This is a genomic window from Paenibacillus sp. lzh-N1 (assembly GCF_002872435.1).
Classification (GTDB): Bacteria; Bacillota; Bacilli; order Paenibacillales; family Paenibacillaceae; genus Paenibacillus; species Paenibacillus polymyxa_C.
In genome coordinates, this window is the sequence record NZ_CP025696.1 from 2,990,367 (window position 1) to 3,005,644 (window position 15,278).

Genomic DNA, 15,278 nt, shown 5'->3' on the forward strand with positions numbered 1-15,278 from the left:
TTCTTTAATTAGCTTTGCCGAACATGACGATATTAATCGCCTTGCCGAAGTCTATACCTACTTTGCTAGTTAATTCTGCTGTTTTTTGCGCCAATACCACTGCATTGACACCACAAGAGAACAGCGCAATATCAAAGTCATCTTTGTGTGCTGCGATCCACCCGAGTGTTTCCGGCATCTGTTCATATTGATGAAATGCGATCGTGTGCGCGATATGCAGCCCATACGGATCGACTTCAAGAACAGGCTTTACTTCAGCAGCTGTCCGGGTCACCAGTAGAATGCGTCGATTTTTCAGGATGTTCCAGAAAGCGGGTGTCTCCGCCAAATATCGATTCAGGCAGGCATGGCAAGTCAGCGCGGGAGAAAGATCATAGTGAGCAAAGACCTGATCGGTCAGCTCCCGCTTCATATAGGATGGTGCTTTAATAGATTCGTCATCATAAGGCAAAATGCCAGCTATGCTGGCTTTGCTCACTGCCTCTGCCACTGCGTCTCGTAGTTCCGTATTCGGCAGAAATAGTCCCTTTTGGCCGAGATTGGCTTTGATTGCCCAGCGTTCCTGTAACACCTTTTCCATCGGCCAGACGGTGTCTTGAGCCAATACCAAATTTTCGCCATCTCCAATACGTATGAGTGAGAAGGGCTGGTGCTGATCGAGTGCTAGCTTCAAACGTTTCAATACCTCGTCAATCTCCAGATATTTTGGATATGTCATATCTTGTTTCCTCCCTGTCAGTCCTGCTTGTTCGACTTTTCAAATAGAGCCAAAAACTTCGTATTCTATCATATGTCGAAAGTAAAAAGGTTTTTGTATGAACGGCTATTCTTTTTCGATTCTACCTATTTTTGCAAGAGTTGTTGCATCTGTACGTGCCGTTTCAGGAGCGTCTTCATAACTTGAGAGAAGACGGATGAAAGGGAGGAAGTTCAATGAATCGCAAGATTGTGATTGAAATTAACTTTAATAACTATGGGATGAATCCCAACCGCCTGACACGTGAGTGGATTAGCGAGCGATTGGATATATTCAGAACCTTTACACTGCGGAGTCTGCTCAATCAGACGAATGCGGATTTTTTATCTGTCGTCAAGTTGGCGGGTGGATGCAGCGACATTGTGGAAGAGGAACTGGCCCAACGTGAACCCATTCCCGAGCACATCCGTTTTGGTACGAGCATTGAAAGTAAACGTCGTATCAATGCGTATATCGAAGGCGCGGACGAACTGCTCATTGCTAGAATTGATTCCGACGATTTGTACCACCAGTCATTTGTACAGCAGTTGCATGATTACAAGTTTCAACCGGATACAGTTGCACTGGTAAATCAAATGGGGTACTTATGGGATGCGGTTGAGGGACAGATGGCACCGGTGTTTCACCGCTCGCCTTCCTTTTATGTGTTTCGCTATCAAGTAGAGGAATTTCTGAATGATTACCGTGTCGTTATTCCTGGGAAAGGCACACACGGATATGTGACGGAGCTGCCACATGAGGTGATTCCGCTTCGCAACTATGTGAATGTCATTCATGCCGCCAATACTTCGGTGAAAAAGGTGCCGGCAAAGGATCGACTCTCAGAAAATGAAATGAACGCGGTGCTGGCTGAATTTTTGGGCACAGGCATTGCCAATTCCTAACGGTCAGGAGGAGATTATATTGTTCAAAGGAAAAAAACTGCTGGTGACCGGAGGAACGGGATCTTGGGGGCAACGCCTAACGGCTGAATTGCTGAAGGAGGGACCGACGGAAATTCGTATTTTCTCACGCGGCGAATTTGCGCAGATTGCCATGCAGCGGCAATTCCAGTCTGATCCCCGGCTGAATTTCATGATTGGAGATATTCGGGACCTTCAGGCATTGCAGGAGGCTTGTCACGGGGTAGATTATGTGTTCCATTTGGCGGCATTAAAGCATGTCCCTGTGTGTGAGAAACAGCCGGAAGAGGCTTTCAAGACGAACGTACATGGTACGGAAAATGTGATTCGGGCCAGCATAGAGCAGGGAGTCGCCAAGGTCATTGATGTTTCTACAGACAAGGCGGTAGACCCGGTGAATGTATATGGGATGACGAAGGCGATTGGCGAAAGATTGATGATCCGCGCCAACGCCTTAAGTGAGCGTACTCGCTTTGTGTGTATTCGCGGCGGCAATGTGCTAGGGACAAGTGGAAGTGTCGTGCCCCTGTTCAAACGCCAGATCGCGGAAGGTCAGGATTTAACGCTGACGAGTCCAGATATGACACGTTTTTTCCTCACGCTCGGAGAGGCAATTGGCTTGCTGCTAAAGGCTTCTGTTACGGCGATTGGTGGAGAGACGCTAGTCATGAAAATGAAGGGTTGCAATATTGCGGATTTGGCAGAGGTGATGAAAGAACAGGCGGGACAGCCTAAGTTAAAAGTGAAAGAAATTGGTATACGTGGTGGGGAAAAGCTGCATGAGGTGCTGATTTCGCCCTATGAGGTGCCGCACACGTATCGCTATGATGATCGTTATTTTGTTATTCTTCCCCAGCAAGCAGACAAGCGTTTGTTGAGTCAATATGGTGGATTGGAGCGGGTGAGCTTCGAACAATACCGTTCGGACGATGAGTTAATGGATCGCGCTGGAATTGCTGAGTTACTGCAAGGTATGGAGTAACGATGAAAGAGGTGGGTATTTTGCAGCTTATGGGAAAAATCACAAAAGGAACTGTAAAGGTGGCTGTGATCGGCCTCGGTTATGTAGGGCTGCCCATGGCAGTGGAAATGGCACAGGCTGGTTATGACGTATATGGTGTGGATTCCGATCCTGTCAAAGTAGCCAAGCTGCTTCAAGGAAAGTCGTACATCATAGACATTGGCGATGATGCATTGGAAGGTCTGATCGGACAGCAATTGCATCCAGTTACGGATATCAAGGTGCTAGAGCATGCGGATATCGTCGTGATTTGTGTGCCTACGCCGCTGACGGATGGACATCAACCGGATACGTCCTATATTGAGACGGCTATTGATCAGGCCATACCTCATTTGCGTAGACAAACGCTGTTGATTCTGGAAAGCACCACCTATCCTGGAACGACCGAAGAACTGATTCGGCCAGTGATAGAGCAGCGCAGGGGATGGACAGTGGGTAAGGATTTTTATGTGTGCTTTTCACCGGAACGTGTCGATCCGGGCAGCGTCCATTTTAACATTCGCAACACCCCTAAGGTGATCGGCGGTTGCACACCGGATTGTCTGGCAGCGGGAGCAGGTTTTTACGGGTCTTTTTTGGATCAGATTGTTCCGGTTAGCTCAACAACCGTGGCTGAAGCCGCCAAGCTGTTTGAGAATACGTTTCGCAGTGTCAACATTGGAATGGTCAATGAGCTGACAGCGGCCTGTGAGAAAATTGGCATCAATATATGGGAGGTACTGGATGCAGCGGCAACCAAGCCGTTCGGCTACATGCCTTTTTATCCGGGACCAGGCATTGGAGGACACTGTATCCCGGTTGATCCGCTATACCTGTCGTGGAAATCGGAGCAGCACGGTTTTCCGCTGGAATTCGTGGATCTGGCAGACCGCATGAATCGGCGTATGCCACTGTATATTGCGGAGCGAATCGAATCCATGCTAGCTCAGGAAGGGAAAGCCATAAACAAGGCCAACATCATTCTGGCGGGTGTAGCCTACAAAAAGGACATTGATGATGTTCGGGAATCCCCGGCTCTTGTCCTGTTCGAGCATCTAACAAAAATGGGTGCTTCGGTTAGCTTCACCGACCCGTATGTATCGAGTTTTAAGCTGAACGGTGAAGAAATCCCATCTCGGACGGCAAATGCCCAGCTGTGGGAAAGTGCAGATATCGTGGTCATCACGACAGACCATTCTGTGGTGAACTACCAACAGTTGGTTGACCATGCTCGGCTGGTCTTCGATACACGTAATGCGACTGCACATTGCACAGGTGGACATGTCGTGATTTTAGGGCATCCTGGTGACGGAGGGGGCGCCGCTGTTGGCTAACCGTGATCAGGTAAACGAACGTTATTACGGGCAGATTAATTCAGAGGAATCCCATGAAGCCACCCGCAATAGAATTCACTGGATTTGTCGCCATGTACAGGGTCGTACCGTGCTGGATGTTGGATGCAGTCAGGGGATAACGTCCATTTTGCTTGCGCGGGAAGGCTTTGAGGTAACGGCGATTGATTTGGAAGAAGACAGTATTTCTTATGCGAAAAAAGAACTTCGTCAGGAATCTGCACCCGTCAGGGGAAGAGTCCATTTTCAGTTAAAGGACATTTCACAATTTGAACGTCCTCCCGGTGGTTTTGACACTATTATTTTAGGAGAGATTTTGGAACATTTTGCGCATCCCGACACCCTGCTGGCCCATGCTTACCGCTTGTTGAATAAAAAGGGGACGCTCGTCCTGTCTGTACCTTATGGATATCATCCATTCCACGATCACAAACGGACTTACTATGCCGGAAGTCTCTCTCGTGTGCTGTATCCTTACTTTAAAGAACAAGCGCTGGAGGTACATCATAAATATTTGTGCTTTGCAGGTCACAAGAAGCCAAAAGAGCTGCGTGAGGCTATGCCAGGAGCAGAGCAACTGAATGAGTGGATGAAACTGGATGAGGAGCAGTTTCGACGGGTAGAGCAGCAGCATGTTCGTAAAATGAATCAGCGAAAGGCTGCACTCGACAAGGCGGTACAGCGAATCCGGTATATGGAGCAACAACTATTGCCGTTGGAAAGGGTTACGCGTGTCGAACAGATAGACAAGACGCAGACTGAAAGGAGAGGTGCATATACTGATGGCAAGTCTACCGGAAAAACAACGGAAGAATCAGCCAACGGTAAAAGGGGATGACGTGAAGTCATGACTGAGCATCCAATGACCATCAGCTTGTGTATGATCGTAAAAAATGAGGAGCAGATACTGGCCCGGTGTCTGGATTCGGTCGCAGACCTGATGGATGAAATCATCATCGTGGACACGGGATCGACGGATCAGACAAAGACGATAGCAGCCCGCTATACGGATCGGATATATACGTTTGAATGGATGGATGATTTTGCCGCCGCTCGTAATGAATCGTTTGACAAGGCAACGTGTTCCTATATCATGTGGCTGGATGCGGATGATGTGCTATTGGAACCCGATCGTGAACGTCTGCGTTCCTTAAAGCAGCGATTGTCTAAGCATATCGACGCGGTGGTGATGCCACTTCACTTGGCAGAGGGTGAGCAGGGTGAACTGTTGTTCACCTCACGCCGTATACGCCTTGTGAAGCGGGATCAACAATACCGCTGGGAAGGGCGCCTGCATGAGGATCTGGTGATACCTCAGGGGCAAATCGTACATTCGGATGTGGCAGTGACACATCGCCGAATGCAAGACCATACGCTCCGTAACCAACGTATTCTCGCCCGGTGGATCAGCGAAAGCGGCAAGCTGGAAGGGCGTTTACTGTATTTTCACGCCAATGAATGCTTTGACCGCAAGGAATATGCCGAGGCAGCAGAAGCCTTCGACCATTTGCTGGAGGAGCCGAGCGGCTACCGGGAAGATCGGATTACTGCTTGTGCGCGATCGTCTGAATGCTATCTCCATCTCGGGAAGCCCGAGCAACAGCTGGATCGTCTGCTACGTTCTTTTCGATACGGGGTGCCGCAAGCAGACTTGTGCTGCATGATCGGGGACTGGTTTTTCACAAGAAACGAATGGAATACTGCCGCATATTGGTATGAAAGAGCAACGGAGCAACAGCATCACCTTCCTGGTATGCGACCTGTCCCACTGCCATGCTACTCTTGGTTACCTCATGTGCGGCTCAGTCATTGCTTTGCACATATGGGTAAGCTGGAAGCTTCGTATGAGCACAACCAAGCCGCTTTACGTTATTTGCCTGATGATCCGCATTTGCTGGATAACGAACGCAAGCTCAGGAAGGTAATCCCCAATCATTCATCCACAGCCCGGTCCTCAAAATAATTCAAGCTGTTCTGGCCCGTGATCCGCATCAGGCGGCTTGCGAGGTGGAAAAGGCTTAGGCTCCATGCCCAGCATGGTCATGAGTTGCTTAGCGTTGGCAGCAGCGTCTCCACCTGAGTTGTTGTTGAATATCACGCATACCTCACGGCTTTGCTGCTCCAGTTCCAGCAATCTGTCTTTCCATTCGGTCAATTCCTGTTCATTGTACCGATACAGATAACGAACCTCCCGCCAATTAGGCGCAGAGCTTTGATTCCAGCCTGATACGTTACGTCCGTGGAGACGTACGATGGTCAGGTTGCTGTCTGTAGCCTGCGGCACAATGGGAACTGACCCGGGTCCTGCCTGCGGCTCGTCGCATACGCTATGTATCCAGCCTTCTTCACGCATAAATGCCAGCGTTTGCTTCCGAAAATCTGCTGTGAACCAGCTTTGATGTCTAAACTCAAGTACGGATGGGACCTCTCCCATCCTATTTTTCGTGTCTCGCAGTATGGCGACATTCTCACGTGTGCAGTCAAACCAGGGCGGGTACTGAAACAGCACGGCTTTAAGCTTGCCCGCTTCGCGAAGAGGCAGTATGGATGCATGCAGTGCTTCGTACATGGCATCTATCGTTTTGAAGTAAGGCTGTTTGCCGCGGGTGTGTCCGGTCATGCCTTGATAGGCCTTGACGAGAAATGAAAAGGAATCTGGAGTTTCCGCCGCCCAGCGCGCCATACGATCCGTAGGCTGTACTGCATAAAAAGAACTATCCATCTCTACTATCGGAAAATGGCTTCCATAGACACTTAGTTTTTGGTTAGCTTTAGTGCCCGTTGGATATAAGTCATCGTGATCGCCCCAACCCGTCAGTCCAATTTGAATCATAACTTTGCCGCTCCTTTCCTGCATGAAACCTCTATAAAGGCGTTCCCATGATTCATTTTAATGATAAAATGGGGTAAATCACATGAAGTTGGTATGAAGTTCCTATGATTATTTAAGCTCAAATACGTTTATTGTAACATGCTCTCATGACAGGAAGCTTTGTGCTTTAAAAAAATGCTTATTCGTAATGTTTTTGAGTTTCCAGTTTGAAAAAGCTAATATAGTATGTAATAGAGCGAAATGAGTTCATGGAGGAGAAACGATATGGCAGAATGGTACGAGCAAAGCTTTGGGGAAGATTATTTATTGGTATACAAGCATCGCGACTTTCAGGGAGCCTATCAGGAAGTGCAAAAAATGATCTCCTGGCTCAAATTACCGCAAGGCTCCAGCGTATTGGATTTATGCTGTGGGATGGGACGTCATTCGCTTGCGCTCGCAGATGCAGGTTATAAGGTGACAGGTGTGGACCTTTCCAATGTGCTACTGAGAGAGGCTCGTGCAGCTGATTCCGAAGGGCGGGTAAGTTGGCATCAAGGGGATATGAGAGAGGTGCCGCTGGATGAAAGTTATGACGCAGTGATGAATTTGTTCACCTCCTTCGGTTATTTTGAAAAGGATGAGGAGCAGCTTAAAGTATTAAAGGAAATTTATCGTCTATTGAAACCGGGAGGCCGTTTTATTATAGATTATTTGAACCCTTCCTACGTAGCTGCTCATTTGGTACCGCATTCGTCCCGGGAGGATGAAGGAAATTGGATTGAGGAGCACCGGGTCATTGAAGATGGATTTGTGAAAAAGCAAATTGCCATTCGGTCAGCCGCATCTGTGACGACTACAGAAGCAGCCTCAGAGCTGGGTACCACTCACGCTGACGCAGAACCCGTGCGTGTGTACTATGAGCGAGTAAAGCTATATCCGTATGAAAAGTTCCGTGATTTGCTAGAACAAGCCGGGCTATCCGTAGAGCAGGTGCACGGAAGTTATGATGAAGATCAATATATAGAAGATGCTTCGCCCCGAATGATTTTTGTCGGTGTGCGGGCTTGAAACAGAAGGGCGGATGGGAAGCCATGAAATTGCCAGAGCTTACGCCGTGTGAGCGAATAGACGGAGGCTTTCAGGTCAAAATATCCATGTCTTTTCCGCTGCGCTGGGTGAATAGCTATGTGATCAAGGGACAGCATGGTTTTACAATTGTAGACCCGGGTCCGCGCAATCTGGATACAGAGGCAGAATGGGCATTTGTGTTTCAACAGCTGGGCATGTCCTTTGGGGATATTTCGGACATTGTGGTGACGCATCATCACCCCGATCATTACGGATTGGCGGGGTGGATGCAGCAGCAAGGTCAGGCTCGCGTACATATGTCAGCTCGCAGTCATAAGGAAGCGATGATGATGTGGGACGCTCCAGAATTGACGACCGCTATGGAGAAACGGCTGCCTAGCTTTTTTGTCCAGCATGGCTTTCCTTTGGAACAGGTATCAGCCTTGGAATCACATATGCAGCAGGCTTATTTGCAAGTGAATCCGCAGCCTGAGATTACCTTCATTCCTACCGGAATAGACGCTCGTCTGGAATTAGACGGACGGTTCTGGCTGCCCGTTGAGACAGGAGGGCATGCGCCTGGGCATGTGTCCTTATATGAGCCGAATAGCGGCGTTATTCTGTGCGGTGACGCGGTGTTGCCGCAGATTTCTCCTAATATCAGTCTGCTGCCGGGCAGCGATGCCCAGCCGCTGAAGTCTTATATAGACGGCTTGCAGCGCCTAGGTGAACTAGAGGTCGCCTGGGCATATCCCGGGCATCGCAATCCGTTTGGGTATTTTCGCGAACGGACACAAACATTGCTGGCGCATCATGAAGAACGGCTGGAGAAATTCTGGCAGCTGATCCAACCGGAAGGCAGCACAGCCTATGAGCTGTGCATTGCCGTGTTCGGCGACAAGCTGGGGATTCACCAGCTAAGGTTTGCCATGTCCGAGACGCTGGCCCACCTGGTGGAGCTGGTGCGCCGTGAACGGGCCTCTATGAGCGAGGAGAATCCCATCGCGCGCTTTCATTTCTTTTGCCGTCCATAATGGCGGAAAGTTAACGAATATAGCGATATGACAAAGCAACATGACAGAACAACATGACAAAGCGGCATGCATGCCGGGGAAGAGGCTTTTATGAATTTGCTGTTGCTGGGAGCTACCGGACGTGTGGGCCGTTTTATATTAGATTATGCGTTAACGGATGGTCATACCGTAACTGCCCTAGTTCGTTCACCGGACAAGTTGGATGATTTCGCATCCCAATACGGGACACAGCTGCAAATCGTACAGGGTGATGCCACCAACGCGAAGGATATAGCACAAGCGCTGAAGGGCGGGCCAGCAGTTGTGATCAGTGCGCTGAATACAGATGGAACCACCACCTTATCCGTTAGCACAGGTCTGCTGATTCGACTGATGCAGGAGCAGTCCATTCACCGGCTCATAACGGTAGGAACGGCAGGGATTTTGCAAAGCCGGACCGAACCGAGCCTGTATAGGTACGAGTCCTCCGATACCCGGCGACGCAGCACCCGTGCGGCCGAGGAGCATCGGCGGGTGTACGAATTGCTGCGTGAATCGGCACTAGACTGGACAATCGTATGTCCGACCTATCTGCCAGATGGCGGACGTACAGGTGTATATCGCGTGGAAAAAGACTTTCTACCCGAAGACGGCTCACAAATTACCACTGCGGATACAGCTGATTTTACCTATCGTCAATGGAAGAGTTGCGATTTTATCCGTACAAGGGTGGGTATTGCCTATTGATCGTGGAACGCAAAACATAGCTTTATTGATAAGCATCCAACCAGAGCGCAGTAAGTGTATCTACTTATGTTGCGCTCTTTTTTGTTTGACAAACATTCCGGGATTGAATACTATGGTTCTATAAGGAAACAGTGTTTCTGAGATAAGCAAAGGAAGTGCATTGAATGATGTCTGAGCCATCGCAACCTTATAGAACCTATTCTGAGGTGAAGTTACAGCAACAGCAATTGCTCCGTAAAAATGTGATTGATGCCGCATGCATCCTTCTTGTAGAAGAAGGGCCTGAGGCTGTGACTGTACGGCGAGTTGCACAGAAATTAAGCTGTTCCACCAAGATCATTTACAGTATTTTTGGCAGTAAGGATGGTCTTGCCAATGAGATGTATCTGGATGGATGCCGGCTATTGGCCGAAACCTTTCAACAAGTACCTGTTACCCAAAATGTACTCGCTGATCTGGAAGCATTATGCTGGGCATATTGGGAATTTGCGCGGCTTCATTCAGCCTATTACAAAATGATGTTTGGCGGGGCATTATCTGATTTTAAGCCAGATGAACAGAGTTTGGAGGGCACCACAACGGCATTATCGCGAATCCTGCAAACCGTCATACACGCTATGGAGCTGGGAGCACTGAAAGAGCAGGACCCGCTACTGGTTGTCCGAATGCTATGGTCAGCTTTACACGGGGTGATACATCTACAATTTGCAGGTCATTTTTTGACTGTGGACATGGCACAAGAGGTATATGCATTTACACTGAGGAATACGCTCGATGTATGTAAACCCTCGTCATCTCCAGCGTAAATATGAAGTAGCTGAGGTCATCCTCGTGATGGCTTCAGTTCATTATATAGTAGTGGTAACAATGTTTCCAAAATAAAACGACGATACTATGGAGGTTATCATCATGTTTATGTATGCAAACAAAACAGCACTCATCACAGGGGCTTCATCCGGAATTGGCGAGGCATTTGCCTATTCGCTCGCGGCTAAGAAATGTAATCTCATTTTGGTAGCGCGCAATGAAACCAAATTAAAAGCACTGGCGAAAGAACTCTCCGCTAAATATAACGTAAAAGCTACGGTGATTGCGCTGGATTTATCCTCACCAGGAGCTCCTCAAACATTGCATCAAGAGGTTCAGTACCAACAACTCAAGGTAGATCTTCTGATTAACAACGCCGGTTTTGCCACCTACGGGTACTTTGAGCAGGTTTCAGGAGAAAGACAGCATGAGGAAGTGATGCTCAATGTGGCTGCTTTAGTCGATATCACACATGCATTTATGCCTGATTTATTGCGTAACCGGGATGGGGGACTCATCAATGTTTCATCCACCGCTGCATTTCAGCCCGATCCCTATATGGCCGTATATGGAGCAACCAAAGCATTCGTACTTTCTTTTAGCGAAGCGCTGTGGGCCGAAAATCGAAAACGGGGGCTCAAAGTGCTCGCCCTCTGTCCAGGTGCAACCGAAACCTCATTTTTTGATGTAGTAGGCTCCAGTGAAGCCTCTGTGGGTTCCAGAGAAACACCCCAGACTGTCGTCCATAATGCCTTGAAAGCATTTGAAAAAGGGCGCAGTCATATGATATCTGGTCGACAAAACTATTGGGTAGCTCAAGTATCCCGATTTTTCTCTCGTCAATCCACACTTAACATTGTAGAACGTACGCTACGACCTCAAAATTGATTGCAATTCATGAATCAAGAAAGCCTATCCTTAATCGTCATGATTATCGCTCAATAAGCTGAAATTTTATACGCCGGGTCTGATTTCTTCCAGCTCACTTGAACTAGAAGAAATCAGGCTCGGCGTTTCTATTTACATAGATCAAGCGTTCAGATGCTATCCCAGATCTCGCGAATATAATAAAATCCCATCTCGCTTCTCCCAGCCGTTAGCTGACCAGAAGCGTTGACCTCCTATATTATGCTCCATCACAAATAGATGACATTTATCAATGCCTTCCTTGAGTAAAGCGGATAACGCTTTATCTACCAGTCTGGGCGCAATCCCATGACCACGATGTTCTGTGGCTACACCCAGATGATACAGAAACCCTCTGCGACTATCATGGCCTGCTAAAATCGTGCCTATGATGTTTCCAGCGTGCTCACAGACAAAGCTAAGGCCTTCATTTCGCTGCAAAAATCGTGCAATCCGCTCCGGTGAGTCGGCCTCACTCAATCCTAACCCGTCTAAGCCATTCCATAGTGCAATAGCTTGATCATAATCGTCAGCCTGCATCGTACGGAATGTATATCCATCAGTTACGTTTGCCATGTCTCTAGTTCTCCTCTTACCCTTGTATATATCTATTGTACGCCAACGCATTGTTTGCAATTAGCGTGTCATTGTTTACCGTGTTGTATTCGGTGCGCTTTCTTCTCCAAGCTCCTGTTCGCGCTCTGCCTGCTTGCGATGGGCGATACGACTGCTGGCCGAGGCTGCGATTGCACCCACAATATCGTCCAGAAACGTGTTAATCGGTCCAAGGCTTTTATCGTTCAGGCGTTCCAGCACACCCGGTTTGAGCTTATCGACATAACCGTAATTGGTAAATCCAATACTGCCGTACACATTAACGATGGAGAAGGCTAGAATTTCATCCACTCCGTATAATCCCTCATCATGCTCAATCATATCCTGCAATGGGGGAAGAAGAGCACCCTGTTCCGCAAGAATATCTAGCTGGATGCCCGTAAGCACGGCATTTTGAACCTCGCGCTTCATCAACACCTTGTCCACATTCTCTAAACATTCTTCCATCGTTAGGTTCGGGTAATATTTTTTCTGTAGAAGCATAACCAGTTCTGCGATTTCAGTCATACTTACACCACGCTTGTGCAGCCACTCACGGGTGGCATCGGCTACCTTTTTACTATTCAGGCTGTAAGGTACTTTTTTCTTGTCCATAAAGTTGAAGTTACCCTCCTCGTGTAGATCCTAATTTTCTACTGCAATTATGACCAGTGTGTCCAGTCTGCTAAAAAAATAGTTATTTTTTACGCGGGGCTCGTATACATATTAGTACAATCTGTACAAAATTGTTAGGGAGGAACTTCATTTATGAACATAAAACACCCATGGCGTATGACCTCTGTAGCCGGGCTGCTATCCCTGCCCCTGTTGTTGTCCGGATGCAGCCTTTTCGGCAACGAAGCCGCGTCCATTGACCCTCCGCCGTCCACGACAGAGCAGTCCATGATTAAGGCTGTAACTGGAAAAGCACCTGCCACGACCGGGCAGTTGAGGGCTGTCTTTTTGCAAGATCATAACGGCTTGCTGGCCCCTGTATCTTTACCGATTGCTTCAGGCGATGTACAGGCAGATGCCAAGTCGGCGCTGGAAACACTGGTTGAGGGCGGGCCTTATGCCGGATTATTACCAGAAGGATTTAAAGGTGTACTGCCTCAGGGTACAGAAGTGAAAAGTGTGACAGTGGACAAGAATAACAAGCTGGCAGTTGTCGAATTTAACAAATCTTTCGCCAACTATAAGCCACAGGAAGAACGCAAATTAATGGAAAGCTTGACCTGGACCCTGACCGATCGTCCCGATATTAAGAGCGTACAGATTTGGGTGGATGGTAAAAAGCTGAACGAAATGCCTGTTGGCGGCACACCGATGGACCATCCGCTGACGCGCGCAGTAGGGATTAATTTGGAGGTCGGTCATGGCGTGACCCCTCTGGATTCCAGTCCAGTCACCGTGTATTTCTCTTCATCTTCTCCTGCTGGGGTACAATATTATGTACCTGTAACACGACTGGTCAGTCCGGAAAAAGATCGTGTCCAGTCAGCTCTGCATCAATTAATTCAAGGGCCACAGACCAAGGATGGATTGCAGGAAGTGATGACAGGGGAGACGGCGCTGAAATCGGTAGAACGCTCCAAAGATAACGTCATTACGGTATCACTCTCGGATGATATGTTTGCCAAAGGAGAGGCCGTACCTGCTGAATTTTTGGAATCGGTCGTACTGACAGCGGCGGACAATTCGGATGATGCGGTCAAAACGAAGATTCGGATTGAACTGAATGGTGAGAAAAGCGTGATTGGACAAAATAATCAAAATTATGGAGAGCCTGTAGCCAAGCCGCAGCACATTAACGAAATTCCTCTTTAAGGACAGGGAATCGTCCTTGGGGTGCTTTTGCCTGCACACTTTGGTAAAATAAACATATAAGAACAGGTTGCATACGACGTAGGAGGAAAAAGCATGAGTAGATCTAACGGACGAAACGGTGATGAGCTGCGCCCGATGAAATTGACAGCAGGAGTAAATAAATACGCGGAGGGCTCTGTTTTTATAGAGGTTGGCGAGACGAAAGTCATCTGTACGGCTACAGTGGAAGAACGCGTTCCTCCCTTTATGAAGGGCCAAGGAAAAGGCTGGGTGACCGCCGAATATTCCATGCTTCCGCGGGCGACACATAGCCGCAATCAGCGTGAAGCTGCGCGCGGCAAGTTGACAGGCCGTACTATGGAAATTCAGCGTCTGATCGGAAGAGCGTTGCGTTCGGTTGTCAATTTGCAGGCGCTTGGTGAACGGACGATTACGTTGGACTGTGACGTCATTCAGGCGGACGGCGGGACACGTACAACCTCCATTACCGGTTCTTTCGTAGCATTGGCGATTGCAGTAAATAAAATTGCGATCCAGCACAAGTTGCCTGTTTTCCCTATTACGGATTTCCTGGCTTCTGTCAGCGTAGGGGTTGTTGGTGACAAGGCGCTGCTGGATCTGAATTATGAAGAGGATTCCAAGGCCAAGGTGGACATGAATCTCGTCATGACTGGCAGTGGAAAGTATGTTGAGCTGCAAGGTACAGGGGAAGAAAGCCCATTCGACCGTCAGGAATTGGATCAGCTGCTTAGCTTGGGCGAACAAGGGATTCTGCAAATGATTGAGCGCCAAAAAGAAGTGCTCGGACCGATTGCTGATAAGATTGGTGCTGGACGTACAGGAGCTGGGGCCTAATGCGACTGGATGGTCCGGTTGTCATTGTCGCTACGAAGAATAAAGGGAAGGTGCGGGAATTTGCACATGCTTTTGCGCCGTTTGGCAAGGAAGTCAGAAGTATGTACGATTATCCCGACATTCCTGATGTCGTTGAGGATGGCACAACCTTTGCCGAAAATGCGTTAAAAAAAGCCAAAGCGGTGGGAGATGTGCTCGGATTGCCTGTGCTGGCCGATGATTCCGGTCTGTGCGTGGACTTGCTGGATGGTGCGCCGGGCGTATATTCGGCTCGTTATGCTGGAGAAGGTGCCAGCGATCACGAAAACAATATCAAGCTACTCGACGTTCTGGAATCGAAGCAGCTTGGTGATGATACCGGACAGCCTTTGCTAAGCCCGGCTCAATTTGTCTGTACCTTGATTCTGTATAATCCACAGACTGGGGAGACGTTGGAATCGACGGGCTCCGTGGAGGGCTGGATTACGACTGAAACCGCGGGCAGCGGTGGGTTTGGGTATGATCCGCTGTTCTATTTGCCAGAGTTTGAAAAGACAATGGCAGAGCTGACGTTGGAACAAAAGCAAGCTATCAGTCATCGGGGCATAGCCCTGCGTAATTTGGCAACAAAGCTAGGAAATCCGCAGGCATAGTTT

The 15,278-nt window shown here is 48.5% G+C and carries 17 protein-coding genes; 13 read left to right on the forward strand and 4 right to left on the reverse strand.

What is annotated here, in order from left to right:
• Nucleotides 1-4: 4 nt before the first annotated feature.
• Nucleotides 5-718, reverse strand: a complete 714-nt coding sequence (locus C0638_RS13630; protein ID WP_058710315.1) for a GT-D fold domain-containing glycosyltransferase — start codon at nt 716-718, stop codon at nt 5-7.
• A 215-nt stretch (nt 719-933) separates the two neighbouring features.
• Between C0638_RS13630 and C0638_RS13635 the strand changes: the two genes are divergently transcribed.
• The 5 genes from C0638_RS13635 to C0638_RS13655 are packed head-to-tail and all read left to right on the forward strand — an operon-like array spanning nt 934 to nt 5,974.
• A complete protein-coding gene (locus C0638_RS13635) occupies nt 934-1,641 on the forward strand; it encodes a glycosyltransferase (protein WP_013372761.1) in 708 nt (235 codons plus the stop codon).
• Nucleotides 1,642-1,660: 19 nt separating this feature from the next.
• The gene (locus C0638_RS13640) at nt 1,661-2,641 is read left to right on the forward strand and encodes a polysaccharide biosynthesis protein (RefSeq protein ID WP_040103005.1); all 981 of its coding nucleotides are present in this window, start codon (nt 1,661-1,663) and stop codon (nt 2,639-2,641) included.
• 2 nt (nt 2,642-2,643) lie between these two features.
• On the forward strand, nt 2,644-3,993 hold the full coding sequence (locus C0638_RS13645; protein WP_013372759.1) for a nucleotide sugar dehydrogenase: 1,350 nt from the start codon (nt 2,644-2,646) through the stop codon (nt 3,991-3,993).
• Nucleotides 3,986-4,849, forward strand: coding sequence for a class I SAM-dependent methyltransferase (locus tag C0638_RS13650; RefSeq protein ID WP_102163554.1), 864 nt, complete (start codon nt 3,986-3,988; stop codon nt 4,847-4,849). Before C0638_RS13645 ends, C0638_RS13650 begins: the two co-directional genes overlap by 8 nt.
• A gap of 9 nt (nt 4,850-4,858) precedes the next feature.
• Nucleotides 4,859-5,974 carry a glycosyltransferase family 2 protein gene (locus C0638_RS13655; RefSeq protein WP_058710316.1) on the forward strand — a complete coding sequence of 372 codons (1,116 nt, stop codon included), beginning with the start codon at nt 4,859-4,861 and terminating at the stop codon, nt 5,972-5,974.
• Here the strand turns inward: C0638_RS13655 and C0638_RS13660 are convergent.
• Complete coding sequence (locus C0638_RS13660; RefSeq protein WP_058710317.1) at nt 5,966-6,844, reverse strand: DUF72 domain-containing protein; 879 nt, start codon at nt 6,842-6,844, stop codon at nt 5,966-5,968. The two genes, C0638_RS13655 and C0638_RS13660, sit on opposite strands and share 9 nt — an antisense overlap.
• A gap of 264 nt (nt 6,845-7,108) precedes the next feature.
• Between C0638_RS13660 and C0638_RS13665 the strand changes: the two genes are divergently transcribed.
• The 5 genes from C0638_RS13665 to C0638_RS13685 all read left to right on the forward strand — a co-directional run bounded on the left by C0638_RS13665 (nt 7,109) and on the right by C0638_RS13685 (nt 11,349).
• Nucleotides 7,109-7,894 (forward strand): class I SAM-dependent methyltransferase, encoded by a 786-nt coding sequence (locus C0638_RS13665; RefSeq protein WP_058710318.1) that lies wholly within the window; start codon nt 7,109-7,111, stop codon nt 7,892-7,894.
• Nucleotides 7,895-7,917: 23 nt separating this feature from the next.
• Nucleotides 7,918-8,928 (forward strand): MBL fold metallo-hydrolase, encoded by a 1,011-nt coding sequence (locus C0638_RS13670; protein WP_058710319.1) that lies wholly within the window; start codon nt 7,918-7,920, stop codon nt 8,926-8,928.
• A gap of 90 nt (nt 8,929-9,018) precedes the next feature.
• Entirely contained in the window at nt 9,019-9,654 is a 636-nt protein-coding gene (locus C0638_RS13675; RefSeq protein WP_058710320.1) for an NAD(P)-dependent oxidoreductase, read from the forward strand.
• Between the two features lie 167 nt (nt 9,655-9,821).
• Nucleotides 9,822-10,460 (forward strand): TetR/AcrR family transcriptional regulator, encoded by a 639-nt coding sequence (locus C0638_RS13680; RefSeq protein ID WP_043886140.1) that lies wholly within the window; start codon nt 9,822-9,824, stop codon nt 10,458-10,460.
• A 103-nt stretch (nt 10,461-10,563) separates the two neighbouring features.
• A complete protein-coding gene (locus C0638_RS13685; RefSeq protein ID WP_013372751.1) occupies nt 10,564-11,349 on the forward strand; it encodes an SDR family NAD(P)-dependent oxidoreductase in 786 nt (261 codons plus the stop codon).
• 156 nt (nt 11,350-11,505) lie between these two features.
• Here the strand turns inward: C0638_RS13685 and C0638_RS13690 are convergent, their stop codons facing one another.
• Both C0638_RS13690 and C0638_RS13695 read right to left on the reverse strand, forming a co-directional pair.
• Entirely contained in the window at nt 11,506-11,943 is a 438-nt protein-coding gene (locus tag C0638_RS13690; protein WP_102163556.1) for a GNAT family N-acetyltransferase, read from the reverse strand.
• A gap of 75 nt (nt 11,944-12,018) precedes the next feature.
• Entirely contained in the window at nt 12,019-12,576 is a 558-nt protein-coding gene (locus tag C0638_RS13695; RefSeq protein WP_013372749.1) for a phosphatidylglycerophosphatase A family protein, read from the reverse strand.
• A gap of 153 nt (nt 12,577-12,729) precedes the next feature.
• Here C0638_RS13695 and C0638_RS13700 point away from each other — a divergent pair, with 153 nt between their 5' ends.
• The 3 genes from C0638_RS13700 (at nt 12,730) to C0638_RS13710 (ending at nt 15,275) form a co-directional block, all read left to right on the forward strand.
• The gene (locus C0638_RS13700; RefSeq protein WP_058710322.1) at nt 12,730-13,788 is read left to right on the forward strand and encodes a GerMN domain-containing protein; all 1,059 of its coding nucleotides are present in this window, start codon (nt 12,730-12,732) and stop codon (nt 13,786-13,788) included.
• 93 nt (nt 13,789-13,881) lie between these two features.
• A complete protein-coding gene (rph, locus tag C0638_RS13705) occupies nt 13,882-14,643 on the forward strand; it encodes a ribonuclease PH (RefSeq protein ID WP_013372747.1) in 762 nt (253 codons plus the stop codon).
• On the forward strand, nt 14,643-15,275 hold the full coding sequence (locus C0638_RS13710) for an XTP/dITP diphosphatase (RefSeq protein ID WP_013372746.1): 633 nt from the start codon (nt 14,643-14,645) through the stop codon (nt 15,273-15,275). Before rph ends, C0638_RS13710 begins: the two co-directional genes overlap by 1 nt.
• Nucleotides 15,276-15,278: the final 3 nt, after the last annotated feature.